13 protein-coding genes are annotated in these 15,690 nt (G+C 39.0%); 2 read left to right on the top strand and 11 right to left on the bottom strand.

Annotation, left to right across the window (positions count from 1 at the left end; translation table 11 throughout):
- Positions 1-48 precede the first annotated feature (48 nt).
- Both G7061_RS00410 and G7061_RS00415 read left to right on the top strand, forming a co-directional pair.
- Complete coding sequence (locus G7061_RS00410) at positions 49-2,457, top strand: PD-(D/E)XK nuclease family protein (RefSeq protein WP_166117986.1); 2,409 nt, start codon at positions 49-51, stop codon at positions 2,455-2,457.
- Positions 2,454-5,573 carry an exodeoxyribonuclease V subunit beta gene (locus G7061_RS00415; protein WP_166117988.1) on the top strand — a complete coding sequence of 1,040 codons (3,120 nt, stop codon included), beginning with the start codon at positions 2,454-2,456 and terminating at the stop codon, positions 5,571-5,573. The genes G7061_RS00410 and G7061_RS00415 overlap by 4 nt, the downstream gene beginning before the upstream one ends.
- A gap of 199 nt (positions 5,574-5,772) precedes the next feature.
- Here the strand turns inward: G7061_RS00415 and G7061_RS00420 are convergent, their stop codons facing one another.
- The 11 genes from G7061_RS00420 to G7061_RS00470 all read right to left on the bottom strand — a co-directional run bounded on the left by G7061_RS00420 (position 5,773) and on the right by G7061_RS00470 (position 15,566).
- Positions 5,773-6,213, bottom strand: a complete 441-nt coding sequence (locus tag G7061_RS00420; RefSeq protein ID WP_166117990.1) for an NUDIX hydrolase — start codon at positions 6,211-6,213, stop codon at positions 5,773-5,775.
- On the bottom strand, positions 6,206-7,171 hold the full coding sequence (locus G7061_RS00425) for a ribose-phosphate diphosphokinase (RefSeq protein WP_370456898.1): 966 nt from the start codon (positions 7,169-7,171) through the stop codon (positions 6,206-6,208). Before G7061_RS00425 ends, G7061_RS00420 begins: the two co-directional genes overlap by 8 nt.
- A gap of 3 nt (positions 7,172-7,174) precedes the next feature.
- Entirely contained in the window at positions 7,175-8,539 is a 1,365-nt protein-coding gene (glmU, locus tag G7061_RS00430) for a bifunctional UDP-N-acetylglucosamine diphosphorylase/glucosamine-1-phosphate N-acetyltransferase GlmU (RefSeq protein WP_159641763.1), read from the bottom strand.
- 44 nt (positions 8,540-8,583) lie between these two features.
- Positions 8,584-9,417, bottom strand: a complete 834-nt coding sequence (gene ispE, locus G7061_RS00435) for a 4-(cytidine 5'-diphospho)-2-C-methyl-D-erythritol kinase (protein WP_166117992.1) — start codon at positions 9,415-9,417, stop codon at positions 8,584-8,586.
- Complete coding sequence (gene rsmA, locus G7061_RS00440; protein WP_159641758.1) at positions 9,410-10,225, bottom strand: 16S rRNA (adenine(1518)-N(6)/adenine(1519)-N(6))-dimethyltransferase RsmA; 816 nt, start codon at positions 10,223-10,225, stop codon at positions 9,410-9,412. Before rsmA ends, ispE begins: the two co-directional genes overlap by 8 nt.
- Complete coding sequence (rnmV, locus tag G7061_RS00445) at positions 10,222-10,767, bottom strand: ribonuclease M5 (protein WP_159645111.1); 546 nt, start codon at positions 10,765-10,767, stop codon at positions 10,222-10,224. The genes rsmA and rnmV overlap by 4 nt, the downstream gene beginning before the upstream one ends.
- Positions 10,768-10,834: 67 nt before the next feature.
- Entirely contained in the window at positions 10,835-11,638 is an 804-nt protein-coding gene (locus G7061_RS00450) for a 3D domain-containing protein (protein WP_159645113.1), read from the bottom strand.
- A gap of 164 nt (positions 11,639-11,802) precedes the next feature.
- Entirely contained in the window at positions 11,803-12,273 is a 471-nt protein-coding gene (locus G7061_RS00455) for a QueT transporter family protein (protein WP_159645115.1), read from the bottom strand.
- 42 nt (positions 12,274-12,315) lie between these two features.
- Positions 12,316-13,230, bottom strand: coding sequence for a hypothetical protein (locus tag G7061_RS00460; RefSeq protein ID WP_159645117.1), 915 nt, complete (start codon positions 13,228-13,230; stop codon positions 12,316-12,318).
- A 69-nt stretch (positions 13,231-13,299) separates the two neighbouring features.
- Positions 13,300-14,223: a hypothetical protein gene (locus G7061_RS00465; RefSeq protein ID WP_159641753.1), complete on the bottom strand. Its 924-nt coding sequence runs from the start codon at positions 14,221-14,223 to the stop codon at positions 13,300-13,302.
- Positions 14,224-14,234: 11 nt separating this feature from the next.
- A complete protein-coding gene (locus G7061_RS00470) occupies positions 14,235-15,566 on the bottom strand; it encodes an aldehyde dehydrogenase family protein (RefSeq protein ID WP_166117994.1) in 1,332 nt (443 codons plus the stop codon).
- Between the last annotated feature and the right edge of the window lie 124 nt (positions 15,567-15,690).

Consider the following 15,690-nt stretch of genomic DNA (forward strand, 5'->3'; position numbering starts at 1 on the left):
CACACTCGAATGTGATTATGATTTATAATGGTGTGTAAGGAGGCATTTATGAGACAAACCTATATTACTGCTTCTCATCTTGTTGATGATTATCGAAAGGCACTTTTAGAAGGTCGCGAATTTGCACTTGGTGTCCAAGTTCGCCCTTTTAACTTTGCATTTAGCGAAGCTTCTTTGGACCGTAAATCGATTGAAGTTGCTATTTATCATGCCTTAAAAAACCACACATTTACAAAATTAAACGACGTTTTGAATTACCCCAAAACGATCCAATCGTTTATGGCTCTTTTGGATGACATGGACGCCTATGGTGTATCCTTGAGTGATTTGCCCAAGACGACACCATTACAACTTGAAATTGCACAGGTGATGTCAATTGTTCGCACTATGATTCCTGAACCAATCGTAGGACCGCAATCATATATTGCATACGACCAAGGCCTCTCGCATGCGCATCGTGCCTTTTTAGTGCGACACCAGATTCCCCTTACCCCGCGTTTACCAATGGATCCTACTTCCATCCGTTTTCGAGTTGCTTTAAACATTCGTTCTGAAATTGAGAGTGTCATCCAGGATATTCTCGACAATGACATTAAAGATGCTGTCGTTGCCATTCCAAATTTCAATGCTCATCATGCATTGATTGAGGCAACACTCGCACGCTATGGTCTGCACCAAAAATTTTCAGATAAACGCTTTGATCTTGCAAAAGCACAATTTCTTGCAATGGTTACACTTGCTTTAGATAACTCAGTTCAATCAGTTTTAGCTCTTATTGAAGCGAATCCATTAAAATTACAGTTCATCGATGACCTTGTTTATTACATTCAACATTTTGAATTAACGTACGCACAATTGTTTGAACCGTTTGATCATGCGCAAGCACATCCTGATTATCCGCAAATCTATCGACTTCAAGAGCATATTCAGTCTGACGTACTTACGTTACAGCAATTTATGCTTGATCTTTCAACCAAAGATTATGCTGGCGCCCTAGCCTTTGCCTACGACACTCTTGCCCTTAATTCGCGCATTGATATTCGTCCGATTAAGTCTTTTCTCGAATCTCACATGCATCTCTATGACGCATCAACACATTTATTCTTTATCAATCACTTTAAAAATGTTCAAAGCCGTGCATTAACACAAAACATTATTCAATGGATTGATATTCGAGAATTGCCGTATCTCGCACCTCAGCATCTTTATGTCCTTGGTTTGAGCGCAAAGCAATTTCCAGCAATCGCTTCTCGAACAGGTATCTTGGATGAAAGTTATGTTGCCCAAATACACAACTTCCCGAGCCTCGACGTTCGCACACAATATCTTTTAGATCAACAAAACATAATTTTTTCACACAGCACGAACCTTACATTGTCTTACCATGCGTCATCGTATGAAGGAAAGGGTATTGAAGTCTCCTATCCAATTGAACGTTTCTGTGCTGATCGTAACATTCAACTTGAACCGTGGACATTAAAACAAATTAGTGAACGAACACCCGTACTCCGCGCCCTAAGTCCTGACCTCGCACCACAAATTTATTTGAAAGATGGAAAGATTGTTGGCTCTATTTCGGCATTCCAAATGTATATCAACAACCCTTACCAATTTTTTGTAGAACGTGGATTGGCATTACGAGAACCTGAAAAATTCACCTTTGATCCTCGTGTTATTGGTACGATCAATCATCGCATTATGGAAACGATGCATAAACAACTTCCCAATGATGCATGGGATTCAATCGGACGTGTATTCCCGCAAGATTCTAACAGAATTAAAATGATTCAGCGTCGTAATGAAGCATTAATGACCATGAATATGGATTTTGTGAAGGAATCAATTGCGACATCGTCGTTTGATGTCGCCGATACTGAAAAGTGGTTTGAGGCTAATTCATTGTTCAAGAACATCCACTTACGCGGTATTATTGACCGTATCGATTTGAATGATAACCATGCTTTAATTGTTGATTACAAATCTACAGCGCAATCTTTAAGTCAAGGTTCTGTCCAGTCGGGACAGCAACTCCAACTCTTAACGTACGCTATGATTTGCGAAACATTATTTAGTAAATCTGTCCTGGGCGTCTTTTACTTTGGACTGCGCAACAGTAATATTGCACTTGCACCACTCTCCTACAATATGTCAAAAGGCGTCATCCACAATGAAGAACTTGCGGAAGATCTTTGGAAAAAGCAAAAGAAATATAGTGGTTGGATGTTTGATCTGCCTGAAGACACGTTCGAAACTGATGCCTACTATGGAGGACTGCGTCTGGGGAAAGCTGGTATGGGATTATGGCGTAAGCCGTTTGATATGGACAAAATCAGACCACTCCTACACCACGTCTACGATACCATTCAATTTCATATATTATCGGGTATCTTAGATCCGGAAGCCATCACCATTGAAGTCGACAAAGATCTTAATCTTAGAAAGGATGATGAAGCATGACAACGTTTAACCCGCAACAACAGCTTGCCATTGATGCATTGAACCAAAATGTTATTGTTTCTGCTTCTGCCGGAGCTGGAAAGACAACTGTTTTAATTGCGCGATTAATGAAACGCATCATCCACGATAACGTTCGTATTGATGAAGTGTGCGCTATGACCTTTACAGAAGCTGCTGCTTCGGAAATGAAAACACGATTACTTGCAGCTCTTAACCAAGAGTATGAAACGCATGCAACACCATTTATTGCCGAGCAAATCGCTCTCGTTGAGACAGCACAAATATCAACGATTCACTCCTTCTGCCTGACGATTATTAAAAACTACGGTTATATCATTGGCATGAATCCTGAACGTGCTGAAAACATCTTAGACGATGCATCAGTTACATTGCTTCAAAATCGTGCTTTAGATGCGACGTTGGATACCTGGTTGCAAACAAATCCTGAAGCAACTGAACGTTTACTGGATATCTTTTCGACGAATCCTATTGATTTTGACGGGTTGAAAGATGCGCTGCAAGCAACCGCATCTTGGTTATTGAGTAAAAAAGATCCGCTTGCAGAAGCGGCACGTACTTTAAACCTCTACCAAACCGATAATTTCGATGCATTACCACCTCTATTTAAAGATTATTTTTTCCATCAATATTTACACGCTATTCAAGCAATCAAGGCGAATATTCAGACTTTGGTTTCAATAGCGGATGCATCCTATGATGCCAACGACAAGAAACAAGTAAAGTTTTTTGACCAATCAACAATGCTCAACGATGTTTTTGGAAAGTTATTGGATGTTGAAGCTACAGTTAAAAATCACGATATTCTTTTTTATGACTCCTTCCAAGATCTTTTCAACTTCAAACTCCATGCAGACACTAAAAATGAAGCCTATACCAAAGCCCGCAAACAGCTTGGGGATAGTATTCATGAAATTTTAGAATATCACCGTCCGTTAGAAGCACAGTTTGCACTACTCCACGAACAATATGATGATGTCGCCAACTTGCTGCACATGACACAAGATTTCATGAGCGCCTACAATGACATTAAAATTGCCGAAAACTGTCTCGACTTTAGCGACTTTGAATCCCTCGCTTTAGAAATTCTTACTGTTAATAACTTTGAAATCGCAACATTAATTCAACCCCGCTATCAAGAGATTATGGTTGACGAGTTTCAGGATACCAATGAGTACCAAGATGAAATTATTCGTTTAATCTCTAATGGGACCAATATTTTCCGTGTCGGTGACATTAAACAATCTATTTATCGCTTCCGTGGTGCAAAACCGAATATCATGCAAGACTTAATGAAAGATACAACGACTCAGAACTTGTTTTTATCTTTTAATTATCGCTCCAAAAAAGATATCGTAGATTACAACAACTATGTTTTTGATAAGTTGATGAACCTTTCTTTAGGGATATCGTATAGTGAACATGACCATGTAAATGTCGGAATTCCACAACAATCAGAAGACTCTCATCCTGTAGAATTTCACATTATCGAACGTGGTGATCGTTATTTCGAGGCATCCGTTAACCAACAAAGAGCCGATTATATTGCCCAGGAAATTATTAAGTTTCACAAGCAAGGCTATGCGTTCAAAGATATGGTCATCTTGGTGCGTTCTCATGCAAGCAAAGCGTATCTAAAAGAAGCTTTCGCTGCTGCGAACATTCCTCATTACATTGATGATCGAAGCGGTTTCTACAATTCAGAAGTTATTCAAGATATTATCCACATCTTAAACTATGCGCTAAACCGCCATGATTTTTATCTTGTCTATGTTCTAAAATCAGTCTTTATCGGATATTCAGACGATCAGATTGCTGCGTTAAAGCTATCCGGACATGTTTCCATTAAGGAAGCACTTAAGATCATGGATCCCCAAACACACTTTATAATTCATGATGCAATTCGAACTTGGCGCACTAAAGATGTCGTCTCAATCATTCAAGATATTATTGTGATGCGTAACACCTATCAAACACAATTATCATTGCAAGATAAAACCAATGTTGATTTTTTACTTGAAAAAGCCGTTCAATATCAGGCTTCACGTACCCCAACGCTACTGGGCTTCATCCGCTTTATCCGTGAATTCAAAGACGATACAAGCAGCGAAGCATCACCCCTAAGCAAGGATGCTGATGTCGTCACATCGATGACAATTCATCAATCCAAAGGTCTGCAATTTCCAATTGTATTCTTGTGGGGACTTGGCAAACACACAGTACGCGACCATACAAGTACGCTAGTCTCTGATGATGCTCTTGGGCTCGCTTTAAATCACATACAAATGCCTTATCGCACACAAGAAAAAAATATGCTTCGAACCATTGTTGAATACAAACAAGACCACGAAGAACTTGAAGAGTCTTTGCGTTTACTTTATGTCGCACTCACCCGACCACAGAAGCACCTCATTTTAGTGGATGTTACAAAGGAATTTAAACCTGAACCACTTTCCAGTGCGCTTCTACGTGGACATCGCAATAAGACGGAACTACTCTTCGCAGCAAGTCCTCCATCACGAATTCTTAAAGTTGTCGATGCTGAAGAAATTGGAACTGAAACATTACCAGGTCAAACAACGGTGGTTCAGAATGAATCCTTTGACACGACATTTGAAATGATTCCCGAGCCTATTCTTATTGCCCAAAATACGCTGCTCGATCCGGATAAATACTCCGAATTTGGAATGGCCTATGGAACGATGCTTCACGAATCGATTGAGGCTCTCCCGAATCGCACATGGACTCACGATGACCTCTCGTCTATTGAGGCACGTTTCCATCAACCACTGATGACATACAACGCACACCCATTTACCCAACAACTGTATCTTGCACCAATCATCGAAAAAGAAATTCCGTTTATTGACGCCAACAGCGAGGGTATCATCGACTTTTTTGCCCAAGATGACACTGAAATTGTAATTGTAGATTTCAAAAGTGATAATGCGGATGCTGCAACACTTTGGAAGCGTTATGCACCACAAGTCGATGGATACATCGCGATGATGCGTAGTTACTACCCAAATCATCATGTAAGTGCATATATTTATTCCTTCCACCTTCAAACATACTTAAAAAGAGATTACACTTCGTAGTCTCTTTTTTTTTCCTACTGAATTCGCACTTTCTAATAAGTTATTACACTTTTAAGATATACATTCATTTTTGAATACCGATATTCTTGCATCCTTTTTTAGGACACAATGTAAATATCAAGTTATTTAGCTTCAAATTCACAAGGGCTTTTGCATCGTCACAACTATTCTAGTCAATAACACACATAAAAGACCTTGTCTAAATGACAAGGCCTTCTTTTTGTTTGGACTCACGAATAATTTCTATCATATGCTTGATATTACCTTGACCCGCAAATTTGGTTTCATCTGCAAAGTCAGTGCCTATTATCGGTATCCAGTGCAATGGGTGTTTTTCCGGAACTAATGCTATCGTCATATCTTGTAAAGTTCCATAAAATACTTGGAGCTCGATACCATCCTGATGATATTGAGTTGTGAAGAGTGGTTTTAATTCAATATTATTTTTTGAAATTCCTGATTCTTCATAAAGTTCTCGGTAGGCACCCTCTAAATCTGTTTCCTGTGTTTCCTTTTTACCGCCTAAGAAGTTATACAACCCGAGATAAGGATTCTTCATGCGTAAACACATGAGGACATCCGTTTCATCGGTATTGAAAACAATCACAACATTAACTTGTTTATACGTTAAATTAGTCATTAAATAGGTCAAATAAAGTACTTACAGGAGTATGATCTTGGATCGCTTCGATTGCTTTCGCAAGCATGTAACCAACAGAGATTTGTTTGATTTTTTCTACATGCTTCGCTTCTTCACGAAGTGGAATTGTATTTGTGATGAGTAGTTCTTTAATTTGTGAGTTTGCGATACGCTCAACTGCTGGTCCTGAAAGAATTCCATGAGTACATGCTGCATAGACTTCTTTAGCGCCTTTTTCGTAAAGCATATCGATTCCACCCATGAGTGAACCTGCTGTATCAACCATATCATCGATAACAATAGCAATCTTGCCATTAACATCACCAATAAGATTCATCGCTTCTGCAACGTTTGGTTTTGTACGACGTTTATCGATAATCGCAATCGTTGAATTAGGAATTGTATCTGATAATTTACGAGCACGTGTTGCTCCACCATGATCTGGTGAGACAACAACAATTTCGTCCGTAAAATCTTTAGCACGGTAGTATTGTCCAATCATCGCTACAGCTGTTAAGTCATCTGTAGGGATGTCAAAGAACCCTTGAATTTGCGGCGCATGTAAATCAATTGTTACAACGCGGTCTGCACCTGCTGTTGTTAACAGATTAGCCATTAATTTTGAAGATATCGGTTGACGTGCACGTGCCTTACGGTCTTGACGAGCATATCCGTAATAAGGCATGACGATTGTTATTTCGTCTGCCGATGCACGATGACACGCATCGATTGCAATTAAGACTTCCATGTAAGTCTCACTTACTGGAGCACATGTTGATTGGATAATGTATACGTGTTTTCCACGTACCGACTCCAACGGTTCAATCAGAATTTCTCCGTCCGCAAAATGACGGACATCAATTTTTCCACGATTGATATTTAAATGTCCACAGATTTCATCTGCTAATTCAATATTTGACGATAATGCAAATACTACAGTGTTTTTTTCACTCATCATAATCTACTTTCCCTCTTTGTTTTTGAATCTCTCTCCATAGCCTGGCTTTGTCTCTTGGCGTGTACGAGCGATGGCCATTGCTCCATCTTCGACATCATCCGAAACAGCACTTGCCGCGGCAACCAATGCGTTTTCCCCAATTGTAACAGGCGCAATTAGCGTAGAATGGCTTCCAATGAAGCTACCAGAACCAATTTCAGTACGGTATTTATTCTTTCCATCATAGTTGGCAGTTACAACACCACAACCTATATTAACATCTTTTCCAACTTTTGCATCGCCTAAATACGTTAAATGTGCACTTCTTGATAAATCTTCGAAGATTACATTCTTCATTTCTACAAAATTACCGATGCGAACCTTGTTTCCGATGTCTGAATGCATACGAATATGGGCATTCGGTCCGATTGTTGTTTGCGCACCAACTGTGCTATCCGTAATTCGAGAACTATCGATGGTAGTATTTTCACCAATGGTTGCATTCTCGATCCAACTGTTTGGGTAGATTGTTGCACCCGAGCGAATAATTGATTTACCATAAATATGCGTATTTGGATAAATCGTCGCATCCGGTTCAATGATAACATCCGGTCCAATATATGTATCGCTTGGACTTATAATTGTGACACCATTATACATATGCTGTGCATTGATGCGTTCTTGTAACCAACGCATTGAGGTATTGAGCTGGAATCGATCATTAACACCCATAAATTCTTGATAATCTTCAGCGCGTAATGATTGAATCTTATGGCCATTCGTTTTCATTATTTTAACGAGTTGCGTTAGATTAATCTCTTCTGTATTGGTATCATCTTTAAATTCTGGTAAATATTTAAAGAGAAGTTCGTTATTAACACAGAAGATTCCCAAACTAATTTCCTGAATGTTTCGCTCTGAGTCTGTCAGATTTCTAAAATCGACGATGTGATCGATTTGACCTTGGTTATCGCGTATAATACGACGGTAGTTTCCCGGCTCTTGTACTTGTGCACTCATTATCGTTAAATCATGACCTTCATGAGCATCAAAGAGTTGGGTAAAAGTATCTGGCTGAATTAATGCAGCATCACCAAAGAGAATTAGGGTTGATCCTGAATCATCTTTGAGTTGTGTCGCTTTCGCAACCGCATCTGCTGTTCCTTTTTGTTCATCTTGAACTGCATAGTCGACACTATCGCCTAAGTATGCTTCAATTTCATCTTTTTGATGTCCTGTAACAACGACAATCTTATCAATATCAACTTTTTTAAGATTCTCTACAAGCATTCCAATCATCGGTTTGCGTAAAATTTCATGCATTACTTTGTTTTTATTTGACTGCATGCGTGTTCCTTTACCCGCTGCTAGTACAATTGCATTTTTCATAATTCATTGCCCTCCAATTTTATTTTAACATAAGAAAGCGTCTTTCACTTCCCAATTCGGCCATATTTCACGAACGGGTAGTCAAAGACGATTTTATTATATAGAGTCATTGCCTTACTTAAATCTTGCGTTAATCCGTAAATTGTAGTGCCACTACCACTCATGCAGACACCTTCTAAGTCTCCCTCTTTTAGGGTACGTATTACTTTCCGAAGGCGGCCATTACGTTTAATGACAGCTCGTTGAAAATCATTGTGTGTATGTCCAACAATTTGGTGATAGTTATTCGTCTCTATACCTTCAAGAACTTGGTGGAAACCTAAAGGATCTTGAAAGTTATCAAATTTCTTAAGGAATGATTTTGTGCTAACACCAAATCCCGGTTTTACAAGCAAATAGAATAAATCCAAATCTAGTTTCACCGGTGTTAAAATTTCGCCACCACCCTCAACAATCATCGGACGGTTAAAAAGGCAGAAAGGCGTATCTTCATCTATTTGTGCTGCAACAGCAATCATTGCTTGGTCACTCATCTGTAACTGGTACATATCATTAATCATATGAATAACAGCTGCGGCATCGGCACTTCCACCACCCAAACCAGATTGTGCTGGAATGTTCTTAACGATACGAACTTTAAAGTTATCACTTATTTTGTAGGTGCGTTTAAGAATCATGAGTGTTTTATATACAGTATTTCGTTTGTCGTTAGGAAGATAGGTTTTATCCGTCTCGATATGCATCGTTTCATGCTTATCCAAATAAACCATATCAAAAAGATCGATTGGCACCGTGATGTTTTGAAAATGTAGCACGCCATCCTTTCGATCTTTCGCATGCAAATATAATGTTAGTTTTGCATACGCTTTTTTACGCATACAAGGCTCCGTAAAGTCTTAGGTAGTCATCAAAGCTCAACGCATCTGCACGAATGCTTGGATTAATTCCCAAACTTGTTAATACGTCAGCGTAATTTACTTCAAGTTCTAATGTTTTCAAGTTATTGGTAAGTGTCTTACGTCGGAACTGGAAACATTTTTTTACAAAACTAAAGAATGCTTTCTCATCATAAGGCATCGTATTGTGTGTTGGTGTAAATTTAATAACACTTGATTCCACATTTGGACGTGGATGGAAACTCTCTTTGGATACATGCATTACGGTCTTGATATCAAAATAGTATTGCATTTGGATACTAAGTGCAGCATAGTCTCGTGTATTTGGAAGCGCCGTGAGGCGATCAGAAATTTCTTTTTGGACCATTATGGTCATCGCAACCATTTGAACTGATTCCATTAATTTAAAGAGGATCGGTGTTGTAATATAGTACGGTAAATTCGCACATACCGTTACAGGTTCTGTAAAATGACTTAAATCCGCTTTTAAAAAATCTTGATGAATGACTTCAATATTGGAGTAGTCTTCAAGCGTCTCTTGTAAAATTTCAACCATATGTGGATCAATTTCATACGCAATGACTTTGTCATAGCGTTCGGCAAGCTGTTGCGTCAATGCACCCAAACCAGGACCAATCTCAATGACTGTTCCTTTTTCACCACTGTGGGCTGCAATGTTTTTAACGATTGACGGATCAATAATAAAATTTTGACCAAAGTGCTTCTTGGCACGACGTTCGTATCGTTTTAGCAACTCCATACTTACGGAATAATTAGCAATTGTTTTCATAGGTTACTCTCTTTCAAAATAGTGCGGCAGGTTGCTACGTCTATGTTCATCATATTCAGATACTTAAATGTAGTTTTTGCATTGGACTTGGGGAAATGTAATGCTTCAGATAGTGTGTCCCGTTTTAATTGACTATCTGGGAGGCCTGAAAGGCCGCAATCAATAAATTCACCCCACGTCATGGATTCATTGTAAATGTCAAAAGTAGCCGCCTTAGTGAGCGCCTCAAGGATATCCTCGCAATCTGCATGCTCAATCCCGACTTTCTGTTTTTTCTTGGTTTGTAGTACATGCAAGGATGCATGTTTTGTTGTTCCTACTGTTTCAATAATCCGACGGCGAATCATTTCACCAGGTCCATCCGGATCGGTAAAGACGATTAAACCACGAGAGGCATGCATCTTCTTGCATAACTCCAAAAATTCTTGCGACATATGGGTACCACTAGATGTAATAATATCTGCATCGATACATTTGAGTATCTTTTCACGGTCATGTTTTCCTTCGACAACAATAACCTCTTTGATTCGTTGTTTCTTCATACTAATATTATATCATGTTTGAAAAATGATGAAAACTGGGAGCTTAGGCCCCCAGTTTATTTTTTTATTAGATTCCGTTCATTCCAACAATACGAACATCGGCAGATTGCATACCACCTTGTGACATAAGCATGTTGTGTTCACTTCCTGCATAGAGGTCAATCTTACTTCCAGTAATTGCCCCACCACGATCGGCTACAATCGCTTGAAATGGAACACCTGGTGTAATTCCGGCACCACTAACAGTGTGATTTGAAATTTCTACAATTGTTCCAAAAGGAATCGCTGCAGATGTTGCGATAATATAATATCCATCATAGGTTAGGCCTTTTCTCCAAGTTCCGTCACTTTGACGTACTTCGTCAAGTCCTACACCAATTCCAAGAGCTGTAGATCCACGCCCATTGGCACCCATGTTACAGCCATTACAGTCAACACCGTAACGGGTAATACGTGATGCACGATAGTAAGCATCAACCTGTGCTTTTTGTCCACCTTCATAAACTGTTGGTGTTGTGTCAGCAATTTCGACAGCATCGGGAATTTCTACACGTGATAATAATTCGTCTTTTTTGTTATAAATATTTTTGTATTTTGTAGTTTTCGTTCCAGTTGTTCCGTCTTGAGTTTTGGCATAAATCCATTCTGCACCTCCGTCAACAACGTAACTTGCTTCACGTTCTTCAATTCCTGGTTCTTCTAAAGGTTCCGTTACGGTTTCGATCTCAAACCTATAGGGTTCCTCATCAGTATCAGTTAGTTCATTCAGTTTTGGATAGGTTATTTGTGGCGTTGCATCCGCATTAACGGCGCATCCGCTAATGATTGTTACCATGACTAATAAAACCACAGTCATTATGTATTTCTTCATTAAAATTGTCTCCTTTCGAAAAAGACCACGAAAATATAGCAAATCTCACTCGTGCGGTCAAATAAAAGTTACTTTTTCATGAAGTCATCAAAATGCATGTATTAAAAAACCCACTGTTTTAGTGGGTTTGATCATAATTAACTTAATTGTGGGAAATTATGTGATTAATTGAAGTATTGTTGCAATGCCTTATTATTACGGATGTTTGTTTTGAATAACATTCCTGGAATAAAGACTGCAATGATTTCTCCTGCGAATACGGTTGCAAGATTGAATAAAAAAGGTACTCCACCAAATAATATGGTGAGTTCAGCACCGACGATGACACCATTAATAATGGCCGCCCATAACAGTTTCAAAACATCATTTTCTGTTTTTGCCATTAAGAAACATGTCAATGCTGTTGCTAATGTACCAAAGATTACATCTGCCATTCCAAGCGGACTGAACAGATTCGTAATGAAACATCCGAGAACGATGCCTGTTGCATGTTTATTATTGATGAGTAGCAGTAAGAGCGTCAGCTCGGCAAACCGAACTTGAACGGCTCCAAATGATAATGGTTGAAATGCCAAGGATACTGCTACGTATACTGTAGCGATCATGGCTTGTATTGCTAAATCTTTTGTTTTCATAGTTTACTCCCTAAGTGGTTCTATTTTACACCACCCCTTAGTTTAGAGCAAACGGTTATTTTTACGACGAACGCGTTTTGTTGAAGTCGGTGCAAAGTTGAGTAAGTGATTGATTAGCCCCCAACTTGACCACAATGATAATCCAATTCCAATTGCGATATTGATAATAAAATTGGTTGCTACGGATCCGTTAAAAATTTGTGCGACCACAATTCTAAACGACATGAAGAGTGGCACGCCATTCATGAACAAGGGCCATGCATACGTGAGTATTTGCGCAAAGACAATCATAACGACGGATAGGCCAATTAAAATCTTGGCAACGCGTTTCGTAACGCTTCCACCCATTTTTTCATAACCGTTTAATCCGAATTTCAAGATGAAGTAACCTGCAAGCCCTGTGACGATTCGAATCATTGAGAAAAGAATCCATACCCCTACACCCAGTAGCATACCCCCAAGGGCTCCAAGGAACGGAACGATTGGTGCTGGCTCTTTGTGATTATATTGTGCTTCGTTGGTATGAACTTGGGCACGATATGCTGCTTCACTGAGGATAAACATTTTAGTTCCGATTCGGAAGATTCCGATATCCTCTGTACTTCCAGAAATTGAGCATTGGTTTTGTGAATTATGATTGCGCATCACTTTTGTGATTGCTTCCACAATATCGACAAGATCTTGCGAGTCATTCATGTTAACCATGTTTAGCTCTACAATTAGCTCTGGACCATCTGTATAAACCCCACCATGAGGCATACTCTCATATTGTACTCGAAGTGCTTCAATTTCAGGCAAGATTGCATTCACGTCCGTTACTGAGAATGTCAATCCGATCATATTTTTTTGATCGAGTTGTATCGCAGTAAAATAGTATCCCCCATGTTTGCCATATAATCCTTCAATATCTGATAGGTAGTTATAGTGGCGATTAAATTCTTTGATATGTTGAATCATAGTGACCATCCTTTTGTATTTATTGTCGCATACTTTCACGCGGATTCGATTGAGTATCTTGTGAAAGAACTAAAATTGGTGTGATGTATCAACATCACGGTAAACTTCGTAATAGATTGTTGGGTTTTCAACAGATTTGATTTCTTCTTTAATAAGTGACCATGTTGAGAGTAATGACAACAAGATTCCAAATGAGATATCAAAGAGCATGATACGGATGATTTCTGGTTCTTGGATGAGTGTTGGCATAATATCAAATAATATGTATTGATAGGGAATGAGTCCATTAATCGCTTGATAGTATGAAATACTTATCGAAATGTATTCTGCTAAAACAATTCCAAGAACGGACATTATTGCAATGATGATAATGGACTGTTTTGATTTCTTTCCACCAAACATTTGATAGCCTTTGATTCCGGCCAGAATCATAACTGCACCAATGATACCTACGATAAAGCCAATCAGACCCACGATTACCCAAAGCGCCATCCCCAGTAATACACCTCCAAGAGCTCCAATATAGGCAAGAGGTGAACGTTCAGAACCACTGTTTCGGTTTTCTTCGAAATCACGGACACGTTGGTTGTAAACTTCGGCATTTAGAATTTCAACATTGTTATCAAGACGGTAGATTGCAAGATTATCTGTACGACCACTCACACCGCAACGTTGAATATAACGACGAGTCGCGAGTTCTAAGGTAATTGCCTCAAGAATTTGGTCGAGCTCGTTTTCCTGGTCAATCTGACTAAAATCTAGCGGTATATAGAGGCGACTGATATTTCCTTGAAATTCAATGCGTGAGCCAATTCCTGGATGAAAATCGCGATATCCGGCTAAAAAATCCAAGAATGCGCCATTTTCTTCATCTCCAACATTAATTTGTAACGTATTAAGTCGTTTTTTGGCATCATACTGAATAATAAAGTAGATGTCATTTTTGGATCCAACAATAACCCCAAGATCCTGAATAAATTCTGTTTTGTTCATAATTTCTCTCCTTAAAAGAATTTTCTAATATATTTATGATACCACTTTGAATAAGGTGGCATCATCATGGTTAAGGGAAAACTCCCCGACTTCATAATCGCTTTTTGATGGGTAAATGTCTCGAAACTATATTTCCCGTGGTAGTTTCCAATCCCTGATGTGCGTACACCCCCAAAAGGTAATGCTTCGTTCGTGATGTGGAGTAGTGTATCGTTTATCATTCCGCCACCAAAACTTAGTTCATCAATAATTGCTTGATGTGTCTTCGTGAAAACATAGACGGCTAACGGATTAGGATGCATATTAACGGTCGCAATAATTTCTGTCTTTGTTTGAAAACTTTTGATTGGAAGTATTGGACCAAATATTTCGTCGTCATAAATCTCGTTATCGATCAATGTTGGTTCTATATATCGACCATCATACATTCCACCATACAAAATATTGTTTTTTTCTGCGTCGATCATTTGTTGTAAACGGTGGGCATGAGATTCTGATACAATCCGTCCGTAATCAGGATTTTCGCGCGGATTTGGACCATACAATTTCAAAATCTCTTCCTTAATATATAGGACGAATTTTTCTTTGATATTTTCATGGACTAAAACATAATCTGGAGCGATACAAGTTTGACCTGTATTTACGAATTTTCCGTAGGCAATTCGTTGTGCTGCAAGCCGCAGATTTGCATCTTCAAAAACGATTGCTGGACTCTTTCCGCCAAGTTCTAATACAACAGGTGTCAGATGTTTGGAAGCGTATTCCATTACAATTTTCCCAACACGGGGACTTCCCGTAAAGAAAATTAAATCATAAGATGCTTTCAAAAGTTCCTGATTGACATGAACATCGCCTTCAATGACACAGACAAACGCCGGATCATAAATGGATGTAATCATATCTTTAAGTACTGCTGAAACATGTGGTGTCAGTTCAGATGTTTTTATGATTGCTGTGTTCCCACCCGCTATTGCTCCTACTAAAGGCATGATTGCAAGCTGGAATGGGTAGTTAAAGGGACTCATTATGAGGATATTACCCCGGGGATAGTGATGAATTCGACTATGTCGGCCAACGAGTATCCATGGTGTCCTAACACGTTTAGGACGCTGAAATTTATGGAGATACTTAAGCATATGATCTATCTCACGATACACGATTGCAATCTCGGTGAGGTAGACTTCCTGTGCATGTTTTCCAAGATCTTTTTCAAACGCTATATATAAGGAAGGCTCGTAGTCTTTTATGGCATCTTTCAATCGACGTAATTGTTCTTTTCGCCACGTTGGATTAAGCGTATGCCCATCCTTATAATAGTGACGCTGTCTTTCGATAATATCCATCGAATCCCCCTTCCCAGAAATGTGACCTCACGTTTGATGACGATCACTAATTAATACTCTTATTATACATCAATGTGCCTTCTTCGCATATCTTTGAACCACTCATACATATTAATCCAAAAAC

The sequence above is a fragment of the Erysipelothrix sp. HDW6B genome (assembly GCF_011301115.1).
Classification (GTDB): domain Bacteria; phylum Bacillota_I; class Bacilli_A; order Erysipelotrichales; family Erysipelotrichaceae; genus Erysipelothrix; species Erysipelothrix anatis.

Bases quoted from the DNA above. Each gene is read 5' to 3' on its own strand.
- G7061_RS00420 (WP_166117990.1), bottom strand. From the start codon at position 6,213: ATGACTAATTTAACGTATAAACAAGTTAATGTTGTGATTGTTTTCAAT.
- G7061_RS00410 (WP_166117986.1), top strand. From the start codon at position 49: ATGAGACAAACCTATATTACTGCTTCTCATCTTGTTGATGATTATCGA.
- rsmA (WP_159641758.1), bottom strand. From the start codon at position 10,225: ATGAAAACAATTGCTAATTATTCCGTAAGTATGGAGTTGCTAAAACGA.
- G7061_RS00415 (WP_166117988.1), top strand. From the start codon at position 2,454: ATGACAACGTTTAACCCGCAACAACAGCTTGCCATTGATGCATTGAAC.
- G7061_RS00460 (WP_159645117.1), bottom strand. From the start codon at position 13,230: ATGATTCAACATATCAAAGAATTTAATCGCCACTATAACTACCTATCA.
- G7061_RS00470 (WP_166117994.1), bottom strand. From the start codon at position 15,566: ATGGATATTATCGAAAGACAGCGTCACTATTATAAGGATGGGCATACG.
- ispE (WP_166117992.1), bottom strand. From the start codon at position 9,417: ATGCGTAAAAAAGCGTATGCAAAACTAACATTATATTTGCATGCGAAA.
- glmU (WP_159641763.1), bottom strand. From the start codon at position 8,539: ATGAAAAATGCAATTGTACTAGCAGCGGGTAAAGGAACACGCATGCAG.
- rnmV (WP_159645111.1), bottom strand. From the start codon at position 10,767: ATGAAGAAACAACGAATCAAAGAGGTTATTGTTGTCGAAGGAAAACAT.
- G7061_RS00425 (WP_370456898.1), bottom strand. From the start codon at position 7,171: ATGATGAGTGAAAAAAACACTGTAGTATTTGCATTATCGTCAAATATT.
- G7061_RS00465 (WP_159641753.1), bottom strand. From the start codon at position 14,223: ATGAACAAAACAGAATTTATTCAGGATCTTGGGGTTATTGTTGGATCC.
- G7061_RS00450 (WP_159645113.1), bottom strand. From the start codon at position 11,638: ATGAAGAAATACATAATGACTGTGGTTTTATTAGTCATGGTAACAATC.
- G7061_RS00455 (WP_159645115.1), bottom strand. From the start codon at position 12,273: ATGAAAACAAAAGATTTAGCAATACAAGCCATGATCGCTACAGTATAC.